General features: G+C 62.0%; 17 protein-coding genes and 2 riboswitches. Of the genes, 7 read left to right on the top strand and 10 right to left on the bottom strand.

Annotated features, from left to right (window positions below; all coding sequences use genetic code 11):
- Positions 1-12: 12 nt before the first annotated feature.
- The 3 genes from N2A98_RS11125 to N2A98_RS11115 are packed head-to-tail and all read right to left on the bottom strand — an operon-like array spanning position 13 to position 2,740.
- On the bottom strand, positions 13-882 hold the full coding sequence (locus N2A98_RS11125; RefSeq protein WP_044273406.1) for a rhomboid family intramembrane serine protease: 870 nt from the start codon (positions 880-882) through the stop codon (positions 13-15).
- Positions 879-1,853: a metallophosphoesterase gene (locus tag N2A98_RS11120; protein ID WP_179119744.1), complete on the bottom strand. Its 975-nt coding sequence runs from the start codon at positions 1,851-1,853 to the stop codon at positions 879-881. Before N2A98_RS11120 ends, N2A98_RS11125 begins: the two co-directional genes overlap by 4 nt.
- A complete protein-coding gene (locus N2A98_RS11115) occupies positions 1,850-2,740 on the bottom strand; it encodes an NAD(+) kinase (RefSeq protein WP_003190745.1) in 891 nt (296 codons plus the stop codon). Before N2A98_RS11115 ends, N2A98_RS11120 begins: the two co-directional genes overlap by 4 nt.
- 144 nt (positions 2,741-2,884) lie before the next feature.
- Between N2A98_RS11115 and N2A98_RS11110 the strand changes: the two genes are divergently transcribed.
- Positions 2,885-3,832 carry a DUF1853 family protein gene (locus N2A98_RS11110; RefSeq protein WP_275623423.1) on the top strand — a complete coding sequence of 316 codons (948 nt, stop codon included), beginning with the start codon at positions 2,885-2,887 and terminating at the stop codon, positions 3,830-3,832.
- Positions 3,833-4,340: 508 nt separating this feature from the next.
- On the opposite strand, the gene N2A98_RS11105 is transcribed toward N2A98_RS11110, so the two are convergent.
- Genes N2A98_RS11105 through cobW form a run of 4 tightly spaced genes read right to left on the bottom strand, consistent with a single transcriptional unit; the run spans position 4,341 to position 10,826 of the window.
- A complete protein-coding gene (locus N2A98_RS11105) occupies positions 4,341-4,943 on the bottom strand; it encodes a VWA domain-containing protein (RefSeq protein ID WP_275623422.1) in 603 nt (200 codons plus the stop codon).
- A gap of 53 nt (positions 4,944-4,996) precedes the next feature.
- Positions 4,997-6,001, bottom strand: a complete 1,005-nt coding sequence (locus N2A98_RS11100) for an AAA family ATPase (RefSeq protein WP_275623421.1) — start codon at positions 5,999-6,001, stop codon at positions 4,997-4,999.
- Positions 6,001-9,762, bottom strand: coding sequence for a cobaltochelatase subunit CobN (gene cobN, locus N2A98_RS11095; protein WP_275623420.1), 3,762 nt, complete (start codon positions 9,760-9,762; stop codon positions 6,001-6,003). The genes N2A98_RS11100 and cobN overlap by 1 nt, the downstream gene beginning before the upstream one ends.
- A 2-nt stretch (positions 9,763-9,764) precedes the next feature.
- Positions 9,765-10,826: a cobalamin biosynthesis protein CobW gene (gene cobW, locus N2A98_RS11090; RefSeq protein ID WP_047710668.1), complete on the bottom strand. Its 1,062-nt coding sequence runs from the start codon at positions 10,824-10,826 to the stop codon at positions 9,765-9,767.
- A 92-nt stretch (positions 10,827-10,918) separates the two neighbouring features.
- A riboswitch (cobalamin riboswitch) is annotated at positions 10,919-11,119 on the bottom strand.
- Positions 11,120-11,161: 42 nt separating this feature from the next.
- Positions 11,162-11,375, top strand: a riboswitch (cobalamin riboswitch).
- A 95-nt stretch (positions 11,376-11,470) separates the two neighbouring features.
- Here cobW and N2A98_RS11085 point away from each other — a divergent pair.
- The 4 genes from N2A98_RS11085 (at position 11,471) to cobM (ending at position 13,581) form a co-directional block, all read left to right on the top strand.
- Positions 11,471-11,659 carry a CbtB-domain containing protein gene (locus N2A98_RS11085; RefSeq protein WP_032875937.1) on the top strand — a complete coding sequence of 63 codons (189 nt, stop codon included), beginning with the start codon at positions 11,471-11,473 and terminating at the stop codon, positions 11,657-11,659.
- 11 nt (positions 11,660-11,670) lie between these two features.
- On the top strand, positions 11,671-12,375 hold the full coding sequence (locus tag N2A98_RS11080) for a CbtA family protein (RefSeq protein WP_275623419.1): 705 nt from the start codon (positions 11,671-11,673) through the stop codon (positions 12,373-12,375).
- Positions 12,372-12,764, top strand: a complete 393-nt coding sequence (locus N2A98_RS11075) for a cobalamin biosynthesis protein (protein WP_153475680.1) — start codon at positions 12,372-12,374, stop codon at positions 12,762-12,764. The genes N2A98_RS11080 and N2A98_RS11075 overlap by 4 nt, the downstream gene beginning before the upstream one ends.
- Before the next feature lie 70 nt (positions 12,765-12,834).
- Positions 12,835-13,581: a precorrin-4 C(11)-methyltransferase gene (gene cobM, locus N2A98_RS11070; RefSeq protein ID WP_069558666.1), complete on the top strand. Its 747-nt coding sequence runs from the start codon at positions 12,835-12,837 to the stop codon at positions 13,579-13,581.
- Between the two features lie 609 nt (positions 13,582-14,190).
- Here the strand turns inward: cobM and nfuA are convergent.
- Positions 14,191-14,775, bottom strand: a complete 585-nt coding sequence (gene nfuA / locus N2A98_RS11065; RefSeq protein ID WP_003173594.1) for a Fe-S biogenesis protein NfuA — start codon at positions 14,773-14,775, stop codon at positions 14,191-14,193.
- A 213-nt stretch (positions 14,776-14,988) separates the two neighbouring features.
- On the opposite strand from nfuA, the gene N2A98_RS11060 reads away from it, so the two are divergent.
- A complete protein-coding gene (locus N2A98_RS11060) occupies positions 14,989-19,347 on the top strand; it encodes an SET domain-containing protein-lysine N-methyltransferase (RefSeq protein WP_275623418.1) in 4,359 nt (1,452 codons plus the stop codon).
- A gap of 10 nt (positions 19,348-19,357) precedes the next feature.
- On the opposite strand, the gene N2A98_RS11055 is transcribed toward N2A98_RS11060, so the two are convergent.
- Positions 19,358-20,380: an acyltransferase gene (locus N2A98_RS11055; protein WP_044273425.1), complete on the bottom strand. Its 1,023-nt coding sequence runs from the start codon at positions 20,378-20,380 to the stop codon at positions 19,358-19,360.
- A gap of 82 nt (positions 20,381-20,462) precedes the next feature.
- Entirely contained in the window at positions 20,463-22,754 is a 2,292-nt protein-coding gene (locus tag N2A98_RS11050; RefSeq protein WP_078467415.1) for a fatty acid cis/trans isomerase, read from the bottom strand.
- 166 nt (positions 22,755-22,920) lie between these two features.
- Here N2A98_RS11050 and metH point away from each other — a divergent pair, with 166 nt between their 5' ends.
- A complete protein-coding gene (gene metH / locus N2A98_RS11045) occupies positions 22,921-26,631 on the top strand; it encodes a methionine synthase (RefSeq protein WP_275623417.1) in 3,711 nt (1,236 codons plus the stop codon).
- The last annotated feature ends 111 nt before the right edge of the window (positions 26,632-26,742 follow it).

Genomic DNA, 26,742 nt, shown 5'->3' with positions numbered 1-26,742 from the left:
GGCTCTTCCTTATCAAAGAGACGCTTTGCGACGGTTGTACAAACCGCCGAGCAAACCCGTCAAGCAACCGATGACCAAGCCGCCCACATGGGCCGCGTTGGCGATTTCGCCGAAACCGATCATCGAGACCAGCCCCGACAGGCAGAGCAGCAACCACACCAGCATCATCACTAGCACCCCACGGGGCAGGCGATAGGCCGGGTTGGGCGACAATAATTGAAAGATCCAGCAATGCCCAAGCAGGCCATACAACACGCCGGACAAGCCGCCAAACAAACCGGGGCCACCGTAAGCGTATTGCGCATAGTTGGAGGCCAGGCTGAACAACAGGGTCAGGCCCAGCAGGTTGATACCGCCCTGGCGCGCTTCAATGCGCCGGCCCAGCTCCCAGTACCACATGCCGTTCATGGCCAGATGCAGGATGCCGAAGTGGATCAGCATCGGCGTGACCAGGCGCCACCACTGCCCCGAGGCCAGGGTGTCGGCCAGCGGCGTGAACTGGATGTACTCGCCCAGCACCCGGAACGGCAGGAAGGTCAGCCAGGCCATGGCTTGCAGGTTTTCACCCAGCAGGGTCACGGCACCCACGATAAGGCTAGCCAACAGCACCAGCGCGGTGACCGGGCTGTGACGCACCTGCTGGACAAAACCTGGCCGCGCAGCGGGCGCCTGCTCGGGAATGTCCAGTTGCTGGTCCGGGTCGCCAGCGGGGAAACGTTGATACAACACGCGCACATCGTCGCTGATGGCCTCGGGCACCCACAGCACCTGCTCACCGGCCTCCTCGCTGACGCGGTGCGGCACCTGCATGCGGTGCAGCAACTTGACGAAGCCACCCAGGTCGACGCTCAGGGGCAAGCGCAATACAGCTACGGTACTCATGGAATGGCCTCTGGTCGCTCAACGTCGACCCATACGAATTTATGCGGATCCAGTTGGGTTTCCTGGTCCAGTCGATACGCCACCAGCTTGCCGTAGAGCACGGCGCTGTAGTCCAGGCAGGCCAGGTTCGGGCGGATCGGCGCCGGTTTGCCACTGCGCCAGTAGTGGCCGACGAACAACAGCGGTTCATCGACGCCATAGCGCAGCAGGGAATTCTTTTGTGTGGACGACAATGGCGTACGCGCCACCGGCTCCGGCAAGGCGTCGGGCTGGAACACGATGTCGCCGTAGGTCTTGGGGTCATCTTCCCAGAACTTGGTGCGAAAGAACGAACGCGTCAGGCCATCGCCACCGGTCAACGTCAGGCCGTCGGGCAGGCGCATATCGGTGCCGCGCAACAGGCGATCGAACGCGTTGCAGGCGAAACTGCCCGGTACGGCGGCGGCTTGCAGGAAGTGTTGGTCGATGCAGCCATCCGGGAAGGTTGCGCGCAGCGGCTGGATAAAACTGTCATCCCAGCACGCGTGCACCACGCGAAAACGCCCGGCGTCGACAAACAGCGGCATGTCGTAGAACCAGCCGAGGAAGTCGTGCCAGTCGGCCGGGTGGTGCTCGAACTGGGTCAGGGTCTCTTGGATCAAGCGTGCATGACGTGGGTTGTGTTCGCGCACAAACTGCTTGCCGCTGCCCGGCGGGGCCGGCGTGGTCCAGCCCAGCGCATTGAACTCGTGGTTGCCCATGATGCACAGCGCCTGGCCGGCCTCGGTCATATCGTGGACGATATGCAGCGCCTCGCGGATGCGTGGGCCACGGTCGATGATATCGCCCAGGAACACGGCCATGCGTGACGGATGGCGCCAGGTGCCGCCCTGCTTGTGGTAACCCAATTGGTCGAGCAAGTGCTCAAGGGTATGAGCGCAACCGTGCACGTCACCAATCAGGTCGTAGCTACGCGCGGGATCGAGCATCAGTCGCCTCCACCTCCCAAGCGGCTGCCCCAGCCCAACTTGGTGCGGCACACTTCGTAGTAGTTGTGATCCAGCGGGTGGATCAAGCGCAACTTCTGTGCCTTCTTGCTCACGGTGATGGTGTCACCGGGGGCGCAGGTGAAATGGTTCTGCCCGTCGCAGGAGACTTGCGGGTAGATTTGCATGTCTTTGGACACCACGATTTTCAGCTCACTGTTGCCATCGACCACAATTGGCCGACTGGACAACATATGGGGGTACATCGGCACGATCACAATGGCATCGAGCTTGGGGTGCATGATCGGGCCGCCGGCCGACAGCGCGTAGGCGGTGGAACCTGTGGGCGTGGCGACGATCAGGCCGTCGGCCTTCTGGCTGCACACGAACTGGCCGTCGATGTACAGCTCGAACTCGATCATGCGCGTGGACTTGCCGGGGTGCAGCACCACATCGTTGAGGGCATCGCCCTGGCCGATCGCCTCGCCGTGGCGGCGCACTTCGGCTTGCAACAGGAAGCGGTTCTCCACCAGGTAATGGCCGTCGAGCACCTTCGCCACTTCGACTTCCAGCTCATCGGGGCGGATGTCAGTGAGGAACCCCAGGCTGCCGCGGTTGATCCCCAGCACCGGTACGTTATGCCGCGCCAGCGCTCGGGCGGCGCCGAGCAGGCTGCCATCGCCACCGACCACGATGACCATGTCGCACACCTCGCCAAGCATCTTGCGCGACGAGGTTTGCAGGCCGTGGCCGGGGAGGATTTCAGCGATGGTGTCTTCGAGGATCACATGCAGGTGGCGCTCGAGCAGAAACTTCTTCAGCCGGCGGACGGTGTCCAACACCTGGGTACTGCCCAGGCGACCGATAATGCCGATATTGCGAAAGTGCTCCATGGGGCTCCTGCGGAATCTGGGGTGAGGCAAAAAGAGCGATTATGGGCGAAAGGCCGCCTCAGGCAAAATCCTTTGTCGCCGCCAGGCCTTGATGACAATGGTTCTCAGGCACCTTGCGCGCGCTGAAAAGGCTATGCTCGGAGCATGATGCCATTCCCCGACTTGCACACCCTGCCCCGCCAATTGCGCCACCCCGAGGTGCGCGACCTGGCGTGGGTGATGCTCGCGCCACCGATGCTGGCGCAGACGCCTTGGCCCCAGCGCCACCCGCTGGCCGGCAGTGACTGGGTGCAGGCCCCTCATCAGCTCGAAGCCTGGCTGCGCCAGTTGGACCAGGACAGCAGCGCGTTGCAGCAGTGGCTGAGCCTGTCACGTACCCGGCGCCTGGGCCTGTATTACGAGCGCTTGTGGCAATTTGCAGTGCAGCATGCGCCGGGCGTGGAGTTGCTGGCCGCCAACCTGCCGATCCGCCGTGCCGGGCACACCCTGGGCGAGCTGGATATGCTGCTGGGCGACCGCGATGGCGTGCATCACCTGGAGCTGGCGATCAAACTTTACCTGGGCCCGCAGGACGGCAATGGCCAGGACACTGCGCAATGGCTGGGGCCTGGCTGTCATGACCGGCTGGACCGCAAGCTGGCGCACCTGACCCAGCATCAACTGCCGATCTCTGCGCGGGCAGAGAGCCGCGAGGCCTTGGCGGCGTTGGATATCCAACAGTTCGATGCGCATTTGTGGCTCGGCGGCTACCTGCTCTACCCCTGGCCTGGCGCGGCGCAATCCCCGCTCGGCGCTCACCCGCAGCACCTGCGTGGGCGCTGGTTGCATCAGCGCGACTGGGCGGACTTTGTCAGCACTCGCCCAGCGGGCCGCTGGCAACCCCTGCCCCGGCATGCCTGGCTGGCGCCGGCGCATTACCCGGCTGATGAAGTGTGGAGTGAGGTGCAGATGCAAGGTTGGCTGGCAGACCTGGACCCAATGGCCCCGGCGCAGTTGCTGGTGCGCATGGTGCCCAACGGTGAGGAGTGGGAAGAAGCCGAGCGGTTGTTTCTGGTGGCCGATCTTTGGCCGAATGTGCCGGGGACAGGCTGATACTGGTGTGGTGTGTTTGAGGGCCTCTTCGCAGCATAGGTATCTGCACAACTTTGTAGGCTGTCGCAGCTAACTGTAACCACGATGCGAAGCGAGCCGCTCTTGATCTTGATCTGCTTTTGATCTTAAGCGCCCCGTCAAACCACGCTGGCCGGAATTCGACAGGGATTTGGGGGGTAAACCGGCAGGGATGCCGGTTTAGCCGCCCCGCGCCATGGATGGCGCGTGGCGGCGGCCCCCCAAATCACTGGCGGATTACGGGCACACCGAGCCTAAGCGAGGTGCCGAGTGGTGGGGCAAGAGCGTTTTGCTTACTTTTGCGCTTTTCAAAAGTGAGCCGCCGTCAGGGCGGAACCCTAAGTAGCCGTTACCGCAGGAATGGATATGTACACAATCCAGCTGTGTTGACTGTCAGGCCGCTATCGCAGGCAAGCCAGCTCCCACATGGGATAGGCGGCGAGGTCAAAATGTGGGAGCTGGCTTGCCTGCGAAAGCGCTAGCCTAGGCGCTACAGCTTATCGATGTGCTGATAATCCAACTGCAACCCCACCGCCAATTCCTCAGCCCGCCCCAACCTGATCGGCCCGCGCTCGATATCAATCAATACGCCTGGGCACTCCAATCGCGGCAGCGCGCCCATCGCCTTCAGTCGCCCATCGGTCACCACCAGCAACTTCTGCTGCTCGGCGGGATAACGCTTACGCCGTGCCGCCAACCAATGCCCCGCCTCGGTCAGCGCAGCCAGCAACGGCGTCCCGCCGCCCGCCCCCAACTGCGCCAACAAATCGGCCAAGCCTTTCGCCGCCTTCAAGCCTTGCACTTGCCACTTCGGTGACTGCCCGCTAGCCGTGAGCAACGCCATGCGCGCCCGTTGCTGATAAGCATCGTCAAACAACTGAGCCAACAACCCCTTGGCGTCGGTCAACGCCCGATGGCGCCGCGTGGACGCCGAGGCATCGACAATCACCAGCCACAGCTCAGGGGCTGACCGGCTACGCAGATGAAACAGCAGGTCAGCACGGCATTGCGGTCGCCCACCGAGCAACGTGCCCGGCCAATTGATCGCCCCGCGCTGTGCGCTGCGGGCCTTGCCCTGCCGGCCGGTGTTCAATCGCCCCGCCTGGGGCCGGGCATCCGCCCCCGCTTCAGGTCGGGGGCGGATGCCTAGGGCTTTTTTGGCCAGGTGGGTACATCGCGGCGTGCGCCCGTAGGCAAGGCGGGTGCGGGCATATCGCCCCACTGGCCTTGGCCGGGCGAAGTGTCAGAGGGTTGCGACGACGGCCCGTCATTCGGCTGGGGCGGCGCGCCTGGCGGAGTCTGTTGCTGACGACGATGGCGCAAGGCAAACTCTGCCACCGCATCGATATCTTCCTGCTCGATAGCGGCCGCACCACGCCACGCCGCGTGGGCACGGGCGCCACGCAACCAGACCAAATCGGCGCGCAAGCCGTCGACCCCTGCGGCAAAGCAGCGCTCGGTGATGCGGGCCAGCGCCTGGTCATCCAGGGCGATGCTATCGAGCCGTGCCCGCGCCTGGGTGCAACGTTCGCGCAAGGCAGCTTGGGCTGGCGCCCACTGCGCGCAGAACGCAGCTGGGTCGGTGTCGAAATCCAGGCGACGTCGGATGATCTGCCCACGCTCGGCGGGCAAGGTCTGCCCGCTCAAGGCCACGTTGAAGCCGAAGCGGTCGAGCAACTGCGGGCGCAGCTCGCCCTCCTCCGGGTTCATGGTGCCGATCAATACAAAGCGCGCCGGATGGCGATGGGAAATCCCGTCGCGTTCGATCAGGTTGGTGCCGCTGGCCGCCACGTCCAACAGCAGATCCACCAAGTGGTCCGCCAGCAGGTTGACTTCATCCACGTACAACACGCCGCCGTCGGCCTTGGCCAACACGCCAGGGGAAAATTGCGCGCGGCCCTCGCCCAGTGCGGCGTCCAGGTCCAAGGTGCCGACCAGGCGCTCTTCGGTCGCGCCCAGGGGCAAGGTGACAAATTGCCCGCTGGCCAGCAGGTCTGCCAGCCCACGGGCCAGGGTGGACTTGGCCATGCCCCGTGGCCCTTCGATCAGCACGCCGCCGATCTTCGGGTCGATGGCGGCCAGGCACAGCGCCAGCTTCAGGTCATCGGCGCCGACCACGGCGGACAGCGGGAAATGGGGAGTATCAGTCATCAGCTGTCTTCTTCTATGTCCAGCAACAGGTTTTCCAAGGCTTCGCGGTACGCTCCCGGTGCCTGCCACAAGCCACGTTGTTGGGCTTCGAGCATGCGCTCGGTCATGTCGCGCAGGGCATCGGGGTTGTGCTGTTGCACAAAGGCACGGGTGTCGGGGTCCAGCAGGTAGGCATCGGCGAGCAAGGCATATTGGTGATCGTCAATCAGCGCGGTGGTGGCGTCGAAGGCGAACAGGTTGTCCACGGTCGCGGCCATTTCAAACGCGCCTTTATAGCCATGGCGCTTCACGCCTTCGATCCACTTGGGGTTGGCCGCGCGGGAACGGATCACCCGGTTGAGCTCTTCCTTCAAGGTGCGGATTTTCGGCAAGTCCGGCTGGCTGTGGTCGCCATGGTAGCTGGCGGCCTTGTCACCGCTCAGGGTTTCCACGGCGGCCAGCATGCCGCCCTGGAACTGGTAGTAGTCGTTGGAGTCGAGCAAATCGTGCTCGCGATTGTCCTGGTTCTGCAACACCGCCTGCACCTGGCTCAAACGCTGGGCAAATTGCTCGCGGGCTGCGGTGCCTTCATCGGAGCCACCGTAGGCGTAGCCACCCCAGTTCAGGTAGACCTCGGCCAAGTCCTCGCGGCTCTGCCACAGGCGCCCGTCAATCGCGCCCTGCACGCCTGCGCCATAGGCGCCCGGCTTGGCGCCAAAGATGCGCCAGCCGGCCTGCTTGGCCGCTGCTGCTTCATCCAGGCCCGACTCAAGCAGCGCTTGGCGTTCACTGCGAACCTTGGCGGCCAGCGGGTTCATGTCGTCGGGTTCATCCAGGGCCGCTACCGCCTGCACCGCCGCATCGAACAGGCGGATCAGGTTGGCAAACGCATCGCGAAAGAACCCGGACACGCGCAGGGTCACATCCACACGCGGGCGGTCCAATAAGCTGATTGGCAGGATCTCGAAATCGTCCACCCGCTGGCTGCCGGTGGCCCATACCGGGCGCACGCCCATCAGCGCCATGGCCTGGGCAATATCGTCACCGCCAGTGCGCATCGTGGCAGTGCCCCACACCGACAGGCCGAGCTGACGCAGGTGGTCGCCGTGGTCTTGCAGGTGCCGCTCAAGAATCAGGTTGGCCGACTGGAACCCGATGCGCCAGGCCGTGGTGGTTGGCAGGTTGCGCACGTCCACGGTAAAGAAGTTACGCCCCGTCGGCAGCACATCGAGCCGCCCGCGACTCGGCGCGCCACTGGGCCCCGCCGGGACAAAGCGCCCACTCAAGGCATCGAGCAAACCACGCATCTCTGCGGGGCCGCAGGCATCCAGGCGTGGCGCGACGACAATGCGCAGGCTTTCGATCACCGACTTCACCTCGTGCCAGCCGGGCTCTTCCAACTGCTCGATAGGCCCTTCCAATGCCTGCTCGATCAAGCGCGCTGCGTACAACTCCAGACGTTCACGGGTATCCCCGGCGGTGCGCCACAGCTGATCGTCAATCTTCTGCAACACAAACGGGCGCCGCCCCGTCCAGGGCTCGGCCAATGCGCAATCGAGCGGATCAAACCCCAGCTCGAAAGCCTTGGCCAACACCCGCAACAGGCTCGACTGCGGGCCCCGGCCATCGCCCCGGGGAATGCGCAGCAGCGCCAGCAAGGTGTCGATACGCAAACGGCCTTCGGGCGACTCACCAAAGATATGCAGGCCGTCGCGGATCTGCGATTCCTTCAAGTCGCACAGGTAGGTATCCAGGCGCGGCAGCCACACCGCCGCGTCCGCCTCACTGCCCAATTCCAACTCCTGGTCGATACGGGTTTCGCGCACCAGCTTGAGGATGTCTTTTTGCAGCTCCTGGGCACGGCGCGGGTCGAGCAATTGCGCTTCGTAATACTCATCGGCCAGCAACTCAAGGTCACGCAGCGGGCCGTAGGTTTCGGCGCGGGTCAGCGGTGGCATCAGGTGGTCGATGATCACCGCCTGGGTGCGCCGCTTGGCCTGGGCGCCCTCACCCGGGTCGTTGACGATAAACGGGTAGATATTCGGCAGCGGCCCCAGCAGTGCATCCGGCCAGCAGTGCTCCGACAGGCCCACGCCTTTACCAGGCAGCCATTCCAGGTTGCCGTGCTTGCCCACATGGATCACGCCGTGGGCGCCGTAGGTATGGCGTAGCCAGAAATAGAACGCCAGGTAGCCATGGGGCGGTACCAGGTCCGGGTCGTGGTACACGGCGCTGGCATCTACCTGGTAACCCCTGGCCGGCTGGATGCCGACGAAGGTCAGGCCCAGGCGCAGGCCGGCGATCATCATGCGGCCATCGCGGCACATCGGATCGTTTTGCGGGGCGCCCCAACGCTCCAGCACAGCCTGGCGATTGGAGGCCGGCAAGCGATCGAACATCGCCTGGTATTCCACAAGGCCCAGGCTTTGATGGCAGGGGCGCAGGTCGAGGCTGTCGAGGTCGTTGGTGACGCCGCCGAGCAGTTCATGGATCAGCGCGGTGCCGCTGTCGGGCAGCACGTCCGCCACCGGATAGCCTTCGGCTTGCAAGGCGCGCAGGATATTCAGCGCCGCCGCCGGGGTGTCCAGGCCCACGCCGTTGCCGATGCGACCGTCGCGGGTCGGGTAGTTGGCCAGGATCAACGCAATCCGTTTCTGGGCATTGGGCACCCGCGCCAACTCGACCCAGCGGCGTGCCAGCTCAGCGACAAAATCCATGCGCTCGGGCGCTGCGCGATAGCACACCACATCCGACTGGCTGCGCTCGCTGCGCCAGGCCAGATCCTTGAAACTGATCGGCCGGCTGATGATGCGCCCGTCCAGCTCCGGCAAGGCTATATGCATCGCCAGGTCGCGGGGCCCCAGGCCTTGTTCGCTGGCCTGCCAGCCGGGTTGGTTGTCCTGGGCGCAGATCGCCTGGATCACCGGGATATTGCGGCGAAACGGGCGCAAATGTGGCGCTTCCGGGCTCGATTGGGCAAAGCCGGTGGTGTTCAGAATTACCGCGGCTTGCACATCATCCAGCAGGTCCTCGACCACCGTGAGGCAGCCGGGCTCTTTCAAACTGGCCACCGCAATCGGCAACGGGTTGAGGCCCGCCGCTTGTAAGCGCTGGCAGAACACATCGATAAAACCGGTATTGGCCGCCTGTAAATGGGAGCGGTAGAACAGCACCGCAGCCACGGGCCAGTCGGCCTGCCAATCGGCCTGCCAGTCATTGAGACGGGCATTGGCGGTGTGCGGGTGATAGATCGCCGTGCGCGGCAGCGCTTGCGGCTCGGCCCAGGCATAGTCGCGGCCCAGGTGGGCACTGGCCAGGCAGTGATAAAAATCCAGGGCATTGCCCAGGCCACCTTGGCGCAGGAAGTGCCACAGGCGCTCGCGGTGTTCGGCCGCAACGGTGCTCAGGCCGCTGAGTTCCGGGTCTGGGCGGTCGTCACCCGGCACCAGGATCAGGGTGACGCCGCGTTCGGCCAACTCCACCAGGCGCTCGATACCGTAGCGCCAATAGCCGATGCCGCCGTGCAATGACAGCAGGATGACCTTGGCGTGGCGCAATACCTCGTCGACGTACAGGTCGACCGAGGCATGGTTCTGCACCTGCATCGGGTTGGCCAGGCGCAGGCTGGGGTAATCCTCGGGCAATTGCTGGGCGGCTTCGGCGAGCAGCGCCAGGCTGGAATCGCCGCTGCACAGGATCACCAGTTCAGCGGGGGTCTGGCCAAGGTCGGCAATATTGTCGTCCGCGACGAAACCACCGGGTTGGGTCCTGAGCAGGTGCATGGTTAAACGCTGAGGGCAGCGCGCAATTGCGCTTCAAGGCCGGCGGCGTCCAGTTCCTGGCCGATCAGTACCAGGCGCGTGGTGCGTGCTTCGTCAGCGCCCCAGGCACGGTCGAAGTGCTTGTCAAAGCGCGTGCCCACGCCCTGGATCAGCAGGCGCATCGGTTTGTTGGGGATCGCGGCGAACCCTTTCACACGCAGGATGCCGTGCTGCACCACCAATTGGGTCAGGGCGTCGAGCAGCAGCGCCTCATCGGCTTGGGGCAAGTCGATGGAGATGGAGTCGAAGGCATCGTGATCGTGGTCGTCTTCACCTTCGTGGTGATGGTCGTGATGGCTGTGACGCCCGTCGATATGCTCCTCGGAACCGGCGCCCAGGCCGATCAGCACGTCCAGGGGCAGGCGACCGCTGCTGGCTTCGATGATCTTCACCGCGGGCGGCAGTTCTTCGGCGACTTCCAGGCGCACACGGGCCAGGTCTTCGGCGCTGATGAGGTCGGTTTTGTTGAGAATCACCAGGTCGGCGCTGGCCAACTGATCGGCGAACAGCTCGTGCAACGGCGATTCGTGGTCCAGGTTGGGGTCAAGTTTGCGCTGGGCGTCGACCTGGTCCGGGAAGGCGGCAAAGGTGCCGGCGGCCACGGCTGGGCTGTCGACCACGGTGATCACCGCGTCAACAGTGCAGGCGCTGCGGATTTCCGGCCACTGGAACGCTTGCACCAACGGCTTGGGCAGCGCCAGGCCCGAGGTTTCGATGAGGATATGGTCCAAGTCACCGCGACGGGCGACCAGTTCACGCATCACCGGGAAGAACTCTTCCTGCACGGTGCAGCACAGGCAACCGTTGGCCAGCTCGTAGACACGGCCATTGGCTTCTTCTTCGGTGCAACCGATAGAACACTGCTTGAGGATTTCACCGTCAATGCCCAGCTCGCCGAACTCGTTGACGATCACCGCAATGCGGCGGCCCTGGGCGTTGTCGAGCATATGGCGCAACAACGTGGTTTTGCCCGAGCCAAGGAAGCCGGTAACGATGGTGACGGGAAGTTTGGCCAGTGTTTTCATCGGATGCCCTTTGGGGCGGGCATACGGGACGACAGGCCCTGCGGCGGCGCGCAGCAGCGGATTTCGTCACCGGATCACCCCGCCCGGTTGAAGTGGAAAATCAGTCGCGAGGCAGGTCTCCTGGCTTGGGGTGTGCAGGTCTTGCGACCAACGCTGACTGCGCCTTCCCGCCCTATCGGCAGTGGCGTGGCAGTCAACTGAACCCTTCACAGTTGCGGGGGCAGCCGCGGCTTGAACCGCGTTCCCTTCTTAGCTTCGGCCTGGGCCGAAGAACCTCGAGGGTGCAAGGCTACAGGGGCTTGCAGCATTTGACTACCGTCCCCGGCCCATGCTCTCCTACACCTCTTGTTTCGGGTGCCCTTCACAGGGTGAAACGGGAAACCGGTGCGTCATAGTCCTATGACCAGTCCGGTGCTGCCCCCGCAACGGTAAGCGAGCGAAGCGTCATGGCCACTGTGCGTTTGCATGGGAAGGCGACGCTTTCAGGAGGACTCTTTGATGAGCCGCCCCTCGCAAGCCCGGAGACCGGCCCGAAAAAATCAGATAACAAACCCGCGGTGGGCGGGCGCTGTTCGAACCCTGCGTGCCTGGCGCGTGGGGTTTTCATGCGCTCGTTTCACCCTGACACTTCAAAGGGACGCGCCATGTCGATCATCAGCAGCACTTCGCACTCCGCCAGCAGCACCGCCACCCTCAGCCAACGCCTGACCGCCGCCATCGGTGCGTCGATCCTGGGCGCGTGCCTGGTGTATTTCGCCGGGTTCTCGCATATCGAGGCGGTGCACAACGCCGCCCACGATACCCGCCACAGCGCCGCGTTCCCGTGCCATTGAGAGCTGCCAACATGATCAAGCGTATTGCGCAAACCGCAGGGTTCACTGGGCTGTTGGCGGCCTTGCTGCTGACTCTGTTGCAAAGCTTCTGGGTCGCCCCGCTGATTCTGCAGGCAGAAAGCTTCGAAAAAGCCCCACCAGCCACCGAAGTGGTGCATGAGCACTCCGCTGGCGCCGCAGCCCACAGCCACGATGCCCAAGCCTGGGAGCCCGAAGATGGCTGGCAGCGCGTGCTGTCCACCACCGGCGGCAACCTGGTAGTGGCGGTGGGATTTGCACTGATGCTCGCCGGCCTCTACACGCTGCGCGCGCCGACCCGCACCGCCCAAGGACTGCTCTGGGGCCTGGCCGGCTACGCGACCTTTGTACTGGCGCCCACCCTGGGCCTGCCCCCGGAACTGCCCGGTACCGCGGCCGCTGACCTGACGCTGCGCCAGACCTGGTGGATCGGCACGGCAGCATCGACCGCCGCCGGCCTGGCGCTGATCGTGTTCGGTCGCAATTGGCTATTGAAAGGCCTTGGGCTGGCGATCCTTGCCATACCCCACTTTATCGGCGCGCCGCAACCGCAAGTGCATTCGATGCTGGCCCCGGAGGCGCTCGAAGCGCAGTTCAAGATCGCCTCGCAATTGACCAACGTGGCCTTCTGGCTGGCCCTGGGCCTGATCAGCGCCTGGTTGTTTCGCCGCAATCGCGACGACCAATACTCGGCATGATTCTGGTTGTCGGGCTTGGCTGCCAGCGCGGCTGTGAGGTTCACAGCCTGCTGGCACTGCTGGACAGCGCTCTGGCCGAGGCCGGCATTGAGCGCTCACGCGTGACCGCGTTGGCAAGCATTGACCGCAAACGCGATGAGCCTGGGCTGCTGGCGCTGGCCCAGCGGTTGAACCTGCCCTTGCAGTGCTTGAGTGCCGAACAACTGGTGGACTATGAGCATCGGCTGAGCCATCGCTCAGCGCTGGCCTTTGCCCATACCGGCTGTTACGGGGTGGCCGAAAGCGCCGCCCTGGCCCTGGCCGAGCACCTGTCCAATGGCCCCGCGCGCCTGCTGATCACCCGCCAGAAAAGCGCACAGGCCACCTTTGCATTGGCCTGCGCAGGTTAAAACCCCGATAATTGCCGTTCTCGATCATGAGCAATCTTCATGCTCGCCCGTTTTTCAACAGGACTTCTCCATGACCGTCTACTTTATCGGCGCCGGCCCCGGCGACCCGGAATTGATCACCGTCAAGGGCCAGCGGCTGATCCGCAGTTGCCCGGTGATCATCTACGCCGGCTCGCTGGTGCCCGCCGCCGTACTGGAAGGTCACCAGGCGCTCCAGGTGGTCAACAGCGCCGAACTGCACCTGGAACAGATCATCGAGCTGATCAAGACGGCCCATGCCCAAGGCCAGGATGTGGCGCGGGTGCACTCCGGCGACCCCAGCTTGTATGGGGCGATTGGCGAACAAATCCGCCATTTGCGTGAGCTGGGCATCCCGTTCCAGATCATTCCAGGAGTGACGGCTGTCGCGGCGTGCGCGGCCTTGCTGGAGACCGAACTGACCCTGCCGGACATCGCCCAAAGCGTGATCCTGACCCGTTACGCCGATAAAACCAGCATGCCCCCCGGTGAAGACTTCGACAGCCTGGCGCGGCATGGCACCACCATGGCCATTCATCTGGGGGTCAATCACCTGGAAAAGATCGTCGCCGAACTGCTGCCGCACTATGGCGCGGACTGCCCGATTGCCGTGGTGCACAGGGCGACCTGGCCGGATCAGGAGTGGGTGGTGGGTACGCTGAGTGACATTGCCGAGAAAGTCGCGGCCAAGGGGTTTCGGCGTACGGCATTGATCGTGGTGGGCCGGGTGTTGGCCAGTGACAGTTTCAGTGAGTCGTCGCTGTACCGCGCAGGGCATGCGCACCTCTATCGGCCCTGAAGAAACACATTTTGGCTAGAGAGCTTGCTGCCGTGACGATCCGACAGTCAGTGCATAACTCTGTAACGATCAACGGTAATCACGATGCGAAGCGAGCCGCTCTTGATCTGCTTTTGATCTTAGGCGCCCCGTTAAACCACGCTGGCCGAACGCAGGCTTGAATTCGTGGGTAACCCGGCAGGACGCCGGGTTAGCCGCCCCGCGCCATGGATGGCGCGTGGCGGCGGCCCACGGATTCAAGCCTGCGTTCGGGCACACCGAGCCTAGGCGAGGTGCCGAGTGGTGGGGCAAGAGCGTTTTGCTTACTTTTGCGCTGTTCAAAAGTGAGCCGCCGTCAGGGCGGAACCCCAGGTGGCCGTTACCGCAGCAATGGATATGTACACAATACAACTGGGTCGCCTGCCAGGCCGCCTTCGCGAGCAAGCCCGCTCCCACAGTTTGGATCGTGGGGCTTCAGGTGGATAGGCGTCGGCCGTGAGGCCGACATCGCAGGCAAGCCAGCACACACTTGATATATTTGTTAGATACATCTTATAACTAACTGAATTTCAAGCATAAAAAACGGCGCTCACGGGGCGCCGTTTCTTATGTTCGCAGTGAACACCTTACTCAATAGTAGGCGTTTTCTTTCTGCGTGTGGTCAGTCACATCTCGTACGCCCTTGAGCTCAGGAATACGTTCCAGCAGCGTGCGCTCGATGCCCTCACGCAAGGTCACGTCCGCCTGGCCACAGCCCTGGCAACCGCCGCCGAACTTCAGTACGGCGATACCGTCCTCCACCACGTCGATCAGGCTCACCTGGCCGCCGTGGCTGGCCAGCCCAGGGTTGATCTCGGTTTGCAGGTAGTAGTTGATGCGCTCATTGACCGGGCTGTCGGCATTGACGTTCGGCACCTTGGCGTTGGGCGCCTTGATGGTCAACTGGCCGCCCATACGGTCGGTGGCGTAGTCGACCACGGCGTCGTCAAGGAAGGCTTCGCTGAACGCGTCAATGTAGGCGGTGAAGCTCTTGAGCCCCAGGGCGGTGTCTTCAGGCTTCTCTTCGCCGGGCTTGCAGTAGGCAATGCAAGTCTCGGCGTACTGGGTGCCAGGCTGGGTGATAAAGACGCGGATGCCGATACCCGGGGTGTTCTGCTTGGACAGCAGGTCAGCCAGGTAATCGTGGGCGGCGTCGGTAATGGTTATGGCAGTCATGGAAACTCCTCACAGGCTTGCCCGCAGTTTACGCCAAATTATTACCCAGGTACAAAGTCCGAGTGTTTTTGTCGGGAAAGACCTGATCCTGCTGACCGAACCCGCTGGCGCTCCTATCGGTTTCTGCGAAAACCTATGCCTACCTATGTAGGCCACCTGCAAAACCGCGCTGAATATAGTGAATCCTCTTCGACCAAGGATTGTGAGGATTGCATGAACAACGCGTTGCAGAGTTTCTATTTCAACGGCTTGCCTGAACAGCAAGCGCACCTGGACCATCTGATTGAGTTCGTGACGGCGCACATTTCACGTTCAGTAACCGCCGCCGAGGTGTACTACTACCCTCCCCCGCATTCCGAGCTGAATCGTGAGTGCAAGGAAGCGTTTCGGGTCCTGGCAAAACTGGAAGCCGATGACGACTTTCAGCAGTTCCTGCGGGACAAGCCTGAACCGGATAATTCTCTGCTAGGCCGGGACTTTCTTTACGATCTGCTCTCCACCCTACTCAGCAGCGCCCGCTCGCCGGTACCCGACCCTCCCGAAACGTTCAGCATCGCCGACCGTTCGGTGATTCTGCGCCATGTGCCCACCTATTGGTACATCGACGTCGATGTGTTGCTGGATATCAACCGGCGCGTGGGTAATGGCCTTAAAAGTGACGGTTCGGTACGGTTCGACCTGGTGCTCAAGTATTACGCCATCCTCCCGTCCCATCCAAAAACCGGCGAACAATGGAAATCGGTTCTTTATGGCTTACAGGAACACTGCGCCCTGAAAAAACTCGGCCACGAAGGCAACATCAGCGATCTGCAGCATTTACTGGATGCGCCTGCTGACAAAAAGATCAAGTCTGTTATCCATGAGATCCAGACACATACCCGTAAATCACTGTTCCAATGCGTGCTGCCGCCGACCTTTTCCTCATCACAGCAGGCCATGCTCAGCACCACGCCGACAGTCTTGCTTGAGCAGATTCTCAACAGTCCGAGCAACCTGGCGCTGGCCGAGCGTATCGCCAAGGCGCTGGACTGGTACGGCAGCCAAAAGGCGCAAACCTGCCCACAACCGGTGCTGGTGAAGTTGCTGTGGCGCGCACTGTGGCTGACGATCATCCCCAACCCACGCTCGACGTTGGATAACGAATTGAAGTTATTCATCACGATGGGGGCGTCTTACAAGTCGATCCGCCAAGACCTGATCAGCCAGTATCACCACACCTTGTCGATCAGCACTGACGCGGCGCAACTGGCCATGTGCGTGGTCAGGGCCAATGTCGCCAGCGAAGTATGGGTGGCCGATATTCCCGATGACCTGCCCTACGCCGCCACCAGTACCTGGGTCAACTTCAGAAGCGGTTTTCTGCTGGCCGAAACACTTGCGCCCGGCTCATCGCGCCACATGAGCTTCGAGCAACTGCTCAACCTGACGGCGGAGCATTTTCGTGCCAGTGGCGATGACGTCAAGCAACAGGCTCTCGTCGCGGCGGCCAAGCTGGGCCCTACCGTGCAATGGGCGCAGGCCAACGGCCTGATTGCCAGCCGAAAGTCGGGCCACTCCCGCGAGGAGCTCGCTCAGGCCGTCACCGCGCTGGAACAGCATGAGTATGAGGTGTTCAACGCGGTCCAGAACCTTGCGCTCCATCTGCCCAGCCGTTGGCGCTCGGCGTCGGACGCGGAGTACGACAAAGCCTTCCGTGAAGCCCTTGAGCGCCCGAGAAACGCCTACAAGGTACTGATCCAGTCCCTGCTTGCCCATCTGGGCAGTTGGACCCTGGATGTGGACCGGGACGAAATCACGGTGTACTCATTGAGAGAGGCCCTGAACAAGGTGCCCATCGAATATGAAACCAAACGCAAGGCCGATGCCGTTCGCTACCGCACGGGTTTTATTCTGCGCATCGTCAAGGCTCGCGATCCTTTCAGCGCCCTCTACGTCGAGGTGTTCCCCCTCGCCGGCGTGATTCGTCGACGTGGCGATATCGATACCTTGCCGCTCAATGGCAAAGTGGTCGAACTGCGTGACGCCATGAGTTGGTGCAAATACAGATTGGCCACCGAAGTGCCCTTTGATCGCGAGGCCTACCGCGAGAACAAAGCGCCCAGGCGCGGCAAAAAAGCCGAGATGATCGTTGAACAAGTCGGCGAAACATTGCCTGGCATCGATTCGCACATATCGCGCCCCTCATCGTTCGCGCCCAACACGCTGTATGCGCCACGCAGTGAAGCGCTGGCGAGCATGATCGCCCGCGAGCTGTTTTTTTGCGACGAAGAAGCCCTGCTGGAAAAAACCCGCAAAGACACACGCGAAGTGGACATCGGCGCAGAGGTACTCGAAGATTTGGCGTTCTGGGGCAAGATATTTGTCCCGTTCTGGGCCGGTATCGAAGACATCGCCTCCGGCGATCCCCAGCGTATCAAATCCGGCGTCGCCAGCTTGTTCATCGACATCGTGGCTTTCGCATTGCCGGTGGGTCGGTATGTGGCCGGCTCTACCCGCCTGCTCATCCAGGCGGGCAAAACCGGGCTGCGCCTGGCGATGCCGAAACTGGCGAAACTCACGGGAAAACTGGTGATTGCCACCCTGCAGGAATTCAACCCCCTGGCCGCCCTGCCCAGCCTGCTCCGGCTGGCGCGCATGGGCATGCTCAAGTTGGGTCACAAACTGATGCGCCAGACGAAACGGGGCATCGCCCAACTGCGCGATGGGACAATCGCCGCCAGGCACATGCGTTCGGTCGATCCTGACAGTTGGAAGCCGCTGCTGGCTGGCGATCGACTGTTTACTGTCGACGGTTTTGCCAATATCCCGATGCGTAACGTCGGCAGTCTCGACGCGCCCGATTATCGCCTGATCGACGCCGCCTCAAATACCGCCTTCGGGCCACGTTATCGAGAGCCGATCACGGTCATCAGCAACAGCAGCCCGTTGATCCGTCGATACGCGGTCGACCCCGAGTTGATCAGGGGCCTGACGCCCGACGCTCGCGGCCTCTTCTCCCGAGCGGACTACAATCAAAAGTTCATCTGCAATATCGATGATAAGGGCAAGATCGCGGTGTACCAGGTACGCGACAATTCCTATGGGTTTATTCAGGAGACCGCCGCAGGCGCCGACAACAGCTTTTCGATCGTACTGGTCAATCCAAAGACCAACCGCGACTTATCGATCACGCTGTCCTCGGTCGAGCCCGGTCACTGGTACTCAAGCCAGATCAAACTGGCAGGCGGCGCGCCGGATGCACCCAACGTGGTAACGCCATCGATACTGTTGAAATGGACCGAGGCCAGCGAAGAGGCCCTGAAAAAAACCATGGACACCTTCGTCAGCACTTACAACCTGAACCCCACTGCATTTCGCCAGTTCGTCAACAGCCGCAACACCCTGACGCGCAGAGGCCAACAGATGCTGGACCGTGTGGGAACCGCCCGTTCCAGCGTGACCTACGACCACCTGGAGCGCTGGAGCAAGGTATCCCAACGTGAGCGCAACAGCCTCACCCTTGAAGGCTTCGCCGCCGACCACAACCTTGACCCGGTGGACTTTGCCGAGCATGTAAACCTGGACGGCAGCTACCGGGCGGCAGGCAAGGTGCTGGCCAAGTATGCCAGCGGCGGCGACTTCGATGTGCTGACGCCCGAGCACTTGAAAGCCTGGAACACACACTACAACGCCGCCAATTCACGGGTCTCGATGCTCTCGTTTGTCGAAGCCAAAAACCTCAACCCGGTGATATGGCGCAGTTACGTCAATGACAATGGCAGCATGACCCGCGCCGGTCGGGAGATGTGGCTGTTCGGACAAAGGAGCCCGCTGGACCAGCCGGTCGCCAGGAAACGGCCTGCACCGCCCCCTACCGCAGGCAGTTCAAAACGTCCGCGCCTAGAAGACAACACCCCACCCACGCGGCGCCGATCAACCTCGATCACAGGTTCTTTTGATCATAAAATCAACAACAACGCGGCAATTTTGCAAGATCCGACCGACATCAGGCGCAGCTTGACCCTCGAGCTTGAAGGCCCGCTGCACACCATCGAGATTACCGACGCCAACCGTTTTTTTGACGAGTTCACTGGCCTGCAACACGTCGAAGTCAAAGAAGCTGCGACCAAAAGTATCCGAGAATGGATCTCCAAAGAGGGCAGCCATCATCGCCGCCTTGATCGGCTGTTGGAGGTCAAGAAACTGGCAAATGGCCCGGAGCGCGGCCTGTCGGTGGTGGCCAAGACCGATATAAAGCGTTTCGATGTCCTTGGGCCGTACACCGGCAAGCTGCATCGGGATCAAGCCTCGATCAATGCCGAGATTCTCGAAAAAGGCGAGGCGGCCGTCGGTACGTATTTATTCCAGACCAACACCCAAGGCGCGACCATCAGCGGCCACGGCAACAGCAGTACGCTGAGCCTGATCAATGCGGTCAAGGTGCCGAACCTGCCCGATGTCGGCATTGAAAATGTCGGTGCCCTGTATGTAGGCAAGTACATGGTGTTTTTAATCGCCTGGCGAGATATCCCTGCCGGGACCGAGTTGCTGATGGATTACGGGAAAGCCTACTGGAAATACATGCGGCCCTGAGGCCCCAGCCCTAATGAGCTTGCCGAGAGGGTATCGCGTCATCAATGCCAAACCAGCGTTTGAGCCTGCGGTGCGTGCCCCTCTCCAACACGTGGTAGCTGGCGAATGCGCCCAGCGCAATGATGACGATACACACAGGCACCATGGTGTAGGGGTCTACCCCACGGTGCTCGATGGCCCAGCGTCCAGCGCATAGAACCAGGACATGAAGCAGGTACACCGAGTAGGAACAATCCCCCAGCATTTTTATACAGCGCGAGCCGCGCAAATACGGCTCCAGCGCCACACAACTGATCACCAGCACAGCGCTGGGCAGGCCCCATTCCAATGCACGGGGGACATCCGCGCCGTGATAGATCGCCGCCAGTGCCGCCATGATCCCCAGCAACGCCAACCACGGCCTGGCCCGGCACAGGCCGCGGCGATACAGCATGCCGATCGCCACGCCCATGAGAAACTCCAGGACAATATCATCATGGTAAAACCCATCAGCCAAATCGAAGGCGGGGCCGCTGAAGTACCACACCAGGTACAGCAACACCGCCACCACCCATAGCCGATAGGCTTCAGGCACTAGCAAGGCAACCGCAAACAGACAGTAGAACAGCATCTCGAAATTCAGCGTCCAGCCCACGTCCAGCAAGGGATAGACGCCATAGCCCGCGGGGTTTTGCGCCGGGATAAAGAGCATCGAAAGGAGTATATGGCCGAATTCGAGCTCAACGTCTGCAAACATCGAAGGCATGGCCGCCGCCAGCCCGGCCAACAGCACGGTATAGAACCAATAGGCCGGCGCAATCCTGGCTACGCGCATCAGCATGAAACGCCAAGGTGTCAGCGCTTTATCGGCAGTTGCGAGGAAAATCACCAAGCCGCTGATGACGAAGAACACATCCACGCCAGCGCCGCCCTTTTCGACTAACAGGTCCTCCAGCGCGTTGTGGGCCTCGAAGTTGAAAAACAGCTGCATGACGTGGTGCCCCACCACCAGCCATGCCGCCAACGCGCGTAGCAACTGCACTGAAATCAACATCGGCATCCCCTTTCCAGTCCGTAGGTAGATATCCGACTGCTTCAGCCCCCGCATGGAGAAATGACCGGATCAATAGCGGTAGTTATAGGTTCTCGTAGCGGTTCATGTCCAATACGCCCTCTTCCACCGGCGTGGTTTCGTGGATATATCGCGACAAGTCATGGAAGTACTGCCAGAACAGCGGGTGACTGCGACGTACACCCCAGCGATCGACGATTTTCTCGAAGCTCTTGGCGTCCTTGGCTTGCTCCATTTGCGCGACAAACTCAGGCACTTGCCGGGCGGGAATATTGAACATGAAGTTCGGGTAGCTGCTGAGCACACCCGGGTAGATGGTCACGGTATCCAGGCCTGGTTGATAGCGATACGCCTCTCCCAGCAGGAACGCCACGTTACTGTGGGCACGGTTGCGCAGCAGGCTGTAGACCTCGCGCTTGCCGCTGGCGGTTTCGATGCGCAGCATGGTGGCTTCGGGCAATTGCTCGATCACTTTGAGCCCTGCCGCCGGCCGTGAGGTCAGGCGGCTCAGGGCTTGTTCGGCATCCTGCAAGGCCGGGTCGATGCCGTCGCGGGAGCAGAACGCGCCGCTGCAGCGGTTGATCGGGTCGGGGCTGGCGTTCAAATGGCCGTAGCGGGTCAGCAACTGGTTGGCGAAGTCACGCTTGGGGTCCTTCTCGCTCAGGTGCAAACCACTGGCCTTGTCATCGTCAATCGCCTCGTAGTCCAGCCACAGCTTGAGCTTGCCGCTGTTCTGGTACCAGTCGTCCATGAAGTCTTCGCGGGTATCCGCTGGCATCAAGCGCAGGAAGTTCTGCTCGGCGCCGTTGCGGATCAGGTCGAAATACAGGCGAGTCTGGGCCTGGTGCGAGACGTTGCCGAACACATCGAAATTCACCGCCAACTGGTAATAGGTGCGCTCCAGCAGTGGGTAGTCGAACAACCACATCGTCTGCGGGACCTCGCCAATCAGGCCCTTGGTCACCGAGGCGCTGTCGAAATGGCGGAAAATGCTCAACAAGGCATTGTCATTGCCCGCCCACAATGTCGACCAGCTCGGCGCCGGCAGGTCTGCATAGTTGTCGCGGCGCAGGGCTTCGTACTGGTTGCGCTTGTCGCGATACGCCAGCCACAGGCTCAGTACACTGCCGACGTCGTCATTCTGCCCAGGCATGGCCAGCAACGGCGTGGCCTGGCCGCGATAACGGGCATCGGTGATGTACAGGTCGTGGTCGGGGTCCTGGAACAGCGTCCAGAAATTATCGCGGATCACGTCCGTGGCAATCTGCCCACGGCACACCGGCCCGCGAATGAAGGTACGCACGAAGTACTCGGCGTTATCGAGCATGAATTGGTAACGCGCTTTGGCCGGTATGGCTTCGAATGTCGCGAACGGGTTGGCACGGCTGCCAGGGCCGTAGCCTGGCAAGGCAGTGACCTGCCAGTCGCCGCCGTAGAACAGCGCCTTGATCCGCGCCATCTTCGCCGCGCTGAAGGGGTAAGTGATGTGGGTTTTATGCACGATCACACCCTGCACCGGCCACAGGCGGTAATACACCTGGGTGCCTGGGTCGTCGTTGGGGCGACGGGTGGCGATCAGGTCAATCGGCTGGCCACTGGGCGTGCGCGAACGCACCCACTGGAAGTAATGCCCCGGCTCGCCGTTCTCGAAATAGATATGCGCCAGGAACAAATGCTCGAACAGCCAGCGCGCCACCAGGCTTTCCCGGGCGCCCGGCTGGTTGAACAGGTTTTCCCACTGTTGCACTTGCAACGCTTCCCTGGCGCTCGGCGCCAGGCCCTGCTCGTCAATCGGCGCGCCGGAGGCCAGCCAGCGTTGCAGGGTCTGGTATTGCTGGTCGGTCAGGCCGGTGACGGCCAGCGGCATGCCTTCCTTGGGGTGAGCACCGGCATAGGCAGTGAACTCGCCGGGCGTTGCGCACATATTGTCGCGGTTGAGCCCAAGCACAATGTTCTCGGGCAGCTTGGCATTGGGCGCCAGCGGCGCGTTATGCCCCAGCTCCAGCATGCGCGCCATCAGCGCAGCCTGGCTGCCCTGGGCGTCCAGCACCGAATAGAAGCCCTTCTGCTGCCACGCCTGTTTGCCGAAGGCGTCATAAAACAAACGGGTGGTGGGCGTGGCCTGGCTGCGCTCACCGTCATACACCGGCATCTTGCTTGCGCCCCGCGCTGCGCCCTCGGCACTGCCCAGGTTGAGCTGGCAGGCGGAGTCATAGCAGGCATGGCAGGCCACGCATTTTTCAGTAAAGATCGGTTGGATGTCGCGGGTGTAGGAAATCGCCGAAGCGGGACCTGCCGCCTGAGCGCTGCTGGCTATCAAGGCCAGGACGGCGCTGACGATTAAACGAAGTGACATGTATCCGGTCCCGATTCAAGGCGTGCGGTGTTTGAAGTGGCGTGATTCTACCGGGCCATGCACCCCAGCAACATGAGCGATATTCATGCAAAAGCTCTACATGCTCCAAAAGCCCGCAGGTTTGTTATGATTCACGCCCTCCGAAATGCCTGACCAGAGTAGTCCCATGTCCGACCGAAGCGTTCGTCTGCAAGCCCTTCACCACGCCCTCAAGGAACGTATCCTGATCCTGGACGGTGGCATGGGCACGATGATCCAGAGCTATAAGCTCGAGGAGCAGGACTACCGTGGCAAACGCTTCGCCGATTGGCCGAGCGACGTCAAGGGCAACAACGACCTGCTGGTGCTCACCCGCCCCGACGTGATTGGCGGCATCGAGAAGGCCTACCTGGACGCTGGCGCCGACATTCTGGAAACCAACACCTTCAACGCCACGCGCATCTCCATGGCCGACTACGGCATGGAAGAACTGGCCTATGAACTGAACGTGGAAGGCGCACGCCTGGCGCGCAAAGTCGCCGACGCCAAGACCCACGAAAACCCGGCCAAGCCGCGCTTCGTGGCCGGCGTACTGGGCCCGACCAGCCGCACCTGCTCGCTGTCGCCCGACGTGAACAACCCCGGCTACCGCAACGTGACCTTCGATGAACTGGTCGAAAACTACACCGAGGCCACCCAGGGCCTGATCGAAGGCGGCGCCGACCTGATCCTGATCGAAACCATCTTCGACACCCTCAACGCCAAGGCCGCGATCTTCGCCGTGCAGGGCGTGTTCGAAGCCCTGGGTATCGAACTGCCGATCATGATTTCCGGCACCATCACCGACGCCTCCGGCCGTACCCTGTCAGGCCAGACCACCGAAGCATTCTGGAACTCCGTGGCCCACGCCAAGCCGATCTCGGTGGGCTTGAACTGCGCCCTGGGCGCCAGCGAATTGCGCCCCTACCTGGAAGAGTTGTCGAACAAGGCCAACACCCATGTGTCGGCGCACCCCAACGCCGGCCTACCCAACGAGTTCGGCGAGTACGATGAACTGCCGTCAGAAACCGCCAAGGTCATCGAAGAATTCGCCCAGAGCGGCTTCCTGAACATCGTCGGCGGTTGCTGCGGCACCACGCCAGGGCATATCGAAGCCATCGCCAAGGCCGTGGCCGGTTATGCACCGCGCCCGATCCCGGAGATTCCCAAAGCCTGCCGCCTGTCGGGCCTGGAGCCGTTCACCATCGACCGCAGTTCGTTGTTCGTCAACGTCGGCGAGCGCACCAACATTACCGGCTCGGCCAAGTTCGCCCGCCTGATCCGCGAAGACAACTACACCGAAGCCCTCGAAGTCGCCCTGCAGCAGGTGGAAGCCGGCGCCCAGGTGATCGACATCAACATGGACGAAGGCATGTTGGATTCGAAGAAGGCCATGGTGACCTTCCTCAATCTGATCGCCGGCGAGCCGGACATCTCCCGCGTACCGATCATGATCGACTCCTCCAAGTGGGAAGTGATCGAAGCGGGCCTCAAGTGCATCCAGGGCAAGGGCATCGTCAACTCCATCAGCATGAAGGAAGGCGTGGAGCAGTTCATTCACCACGCCAAGCTGTGCAAGCGCTATGGCGCGGCGGTGGTGGTGATGGCCTTCGACGAAGCCGGCCAGGCCGACACCGAAGCGCGCAAGAAAGAGATCTGCAAGCGCTCCTACGACATCCTGGTCAATGAAGTGGGCTTCCCGCCGGAAGACATCATCTTCGACCCGAACATCTTCGCGGTCGCCACCGGCATCGAAGAACACAACAACTACGCCGTCGACTTCATTAATGCCTGTGCCTATATCCGGGATGAACTGCCCTACGCGCTGACCTCCGGTGGCGTGTCCAACGTGTCGTTCTCGTTCCGCGGCAACAACCCGGTGCGCGAGGCGATCCACTCGGTGTTCCTGCTGTATGCGATCCGCGCGGGCCTGACCATGGGGATCGTCAACGCCGGCCAACTGGAGATCTACGACCAGATCCCGGCCGAGCTGCGCGATGCGGTGGAAGACGTAGTGCTCAACCGCACGCCGGAGGGCACCGACGCCCTGCTCGCCATTGCCGACAAGTACAAGGGCGACGGTAGCGTCAAGGAAGCCGAGACCGAAGAGTGGCGCGGCTGGGACGTCAACAAGCGTCTTGAACACGCGCTGGTCAAGGGCATCACCACGCACATCGTCGAAGACACCGAAGAGTCGCGCCTGTCGTTCGCGCGCCCGATCGAAGTGATCGAAGGCCCGTTGATGTCCGGCATGAACATCGTTGGCGATCTGTTTGGCGCAGGGAAGATGTTCCTGCCCCAGGTGGTGAAATCCGCCCGCGTGATGAAGCAGGCCGTGGCCCACTTGATTCCGTTCATCGAGCTGGAAAAAGGCGACAAGCCCGAAGCCAAGGGCAAGATCCTCATGGCCACGGTCAAGGGCGACGTGCATGACATCGGCAAGAACATTGTCGGCGTGGTGCTCGGTTGCAACGGCTATGACATCGTCGACCTGGGCGTGATGGTGCCAGCGGAGAAGATCTTGCAGGTAGCCAAGGAGCAGAAATGCGACATCATTGGCCTGTCCGGTCTGATCACCCCGTCCCTGGATGAAATGGTGCATGTGGCTCGCGAGATGCAGCGCCAGGATTTCCACCTGCCGCTGATGATCGGTGGCGCCACCACGTCCAAAGCGCACACGGCGGTGAAAATTGAGCCCAAGTACAGCAACGACGCAGTGATCTACGTCACCGACGCCTCCCGCGCCGTGGGCGTGGCCACGCAGTTGCTGTCCAAGGAGCTGAAGGCCGGTTTCGTCGAGAAAACCCGCCTGGAATACATCGACGTGCGTGAGCGCACCTCCAACCGCAGCGCGCGTACCGAGCGCTTGAGCTACGCCGCCGCCATCGCCAAGAAGCCACAGTTCGACTGGAGCGGCTACACGCCGGTGGTGCCGACCTTTACCGGCGCCAAGGTGCTGGACAATATCGACCTCAACGTGTTGGCCGAGTACATCGACTGGACACCGTTCTTTATCTCCTGGGACCTGGCCGGCAAATTCCCGCGCATCCTCACCGATGAAGTGGTGGGTGAAGCCGCCACCGCGCTGTACGAAGACGCCCGGGCCATGCTCAAGAAGCTGATCGACGAAAAACTCATCAGCGCCCGCGCCGTGTTTGGTTTCTGGCCGACCAACCAGGTGCAGGACGATGACCTGGAAGTCTACGGCGACGATGGCCAGCCGATTGCCCGGTTGCATCACCTGCGCCAACAGATCATCAAGACCGACGGCAAGCCGAACTTCTCCCTGGCTGACTTCGTCGCGCCTAAAGACAGCGGCGTGACCGACTACATCGGTGGTTTTATCACCACCGCCGGCATCGGCGCCGAAGAAGTCGCCAAGGCCTACCAGGACGCGGGCGACGACTACAACTCGATCATGGTCAAGGCCCTCGCTGACCGCCTGGCCGAAGCCTGCGCCGAATGGCTGCACCAGCAGGTGCGTAAAGAGCATTGGGGTTACGCCAAAGATGAGCAACTGGACAACGAAGCGCTGATCAAGGAGCAATACAGCGGCATCCGCCCTGCCCCCGGCTACCCGGCGTGCCCGGACCACACCGAGAAAGCCCAGCTGTTCCAACTGCTCGACCCCGAGGCCCGCGAAATGCAGGCCGGGCGCAGCGGAGTGTTCCTTACCGAGCACTACGCGATGTTCCCGGCGGCGGCGGTCAGTGGCTGGTACTTCGCCCACCCGCAGGCGCAGTACTTCGCCGTGGGCAAGGTCGACAAGGACCAGGTCACCAGCTACACCGCACGCAAAGGCCAGGACCTGGCCGTGACCGAGCGCTGGCTGGCGCCGAACCTGGGTTACGACAACTGACAGAGCGAGGCCGAACACGGTCAAAATGTGGGAGCGGGCTTGCTCGCGAAAGCAGAGTGTCAGTCACTGATAAGTTGACTGAAGCACCGCATTCGCGAGCAAGCCCGCTCC

The sequence above is a fragment of the Pseudomonas sp. FJ2-5-13 genome (assembly GCF_029201605.1).
Lineage (GTDB): Bacteria > Pseudomonadota > Gammaproteobacteria > Pseudomonadales > Pseudomonadaceae > Aquipseudomonas > Aquipseudomonas lactis.
The sequence above is the reverse complement of the archived record's forward strand: the minus strand, read 5'-3'. Positions and strand labels throughout refer to the sequence as shown.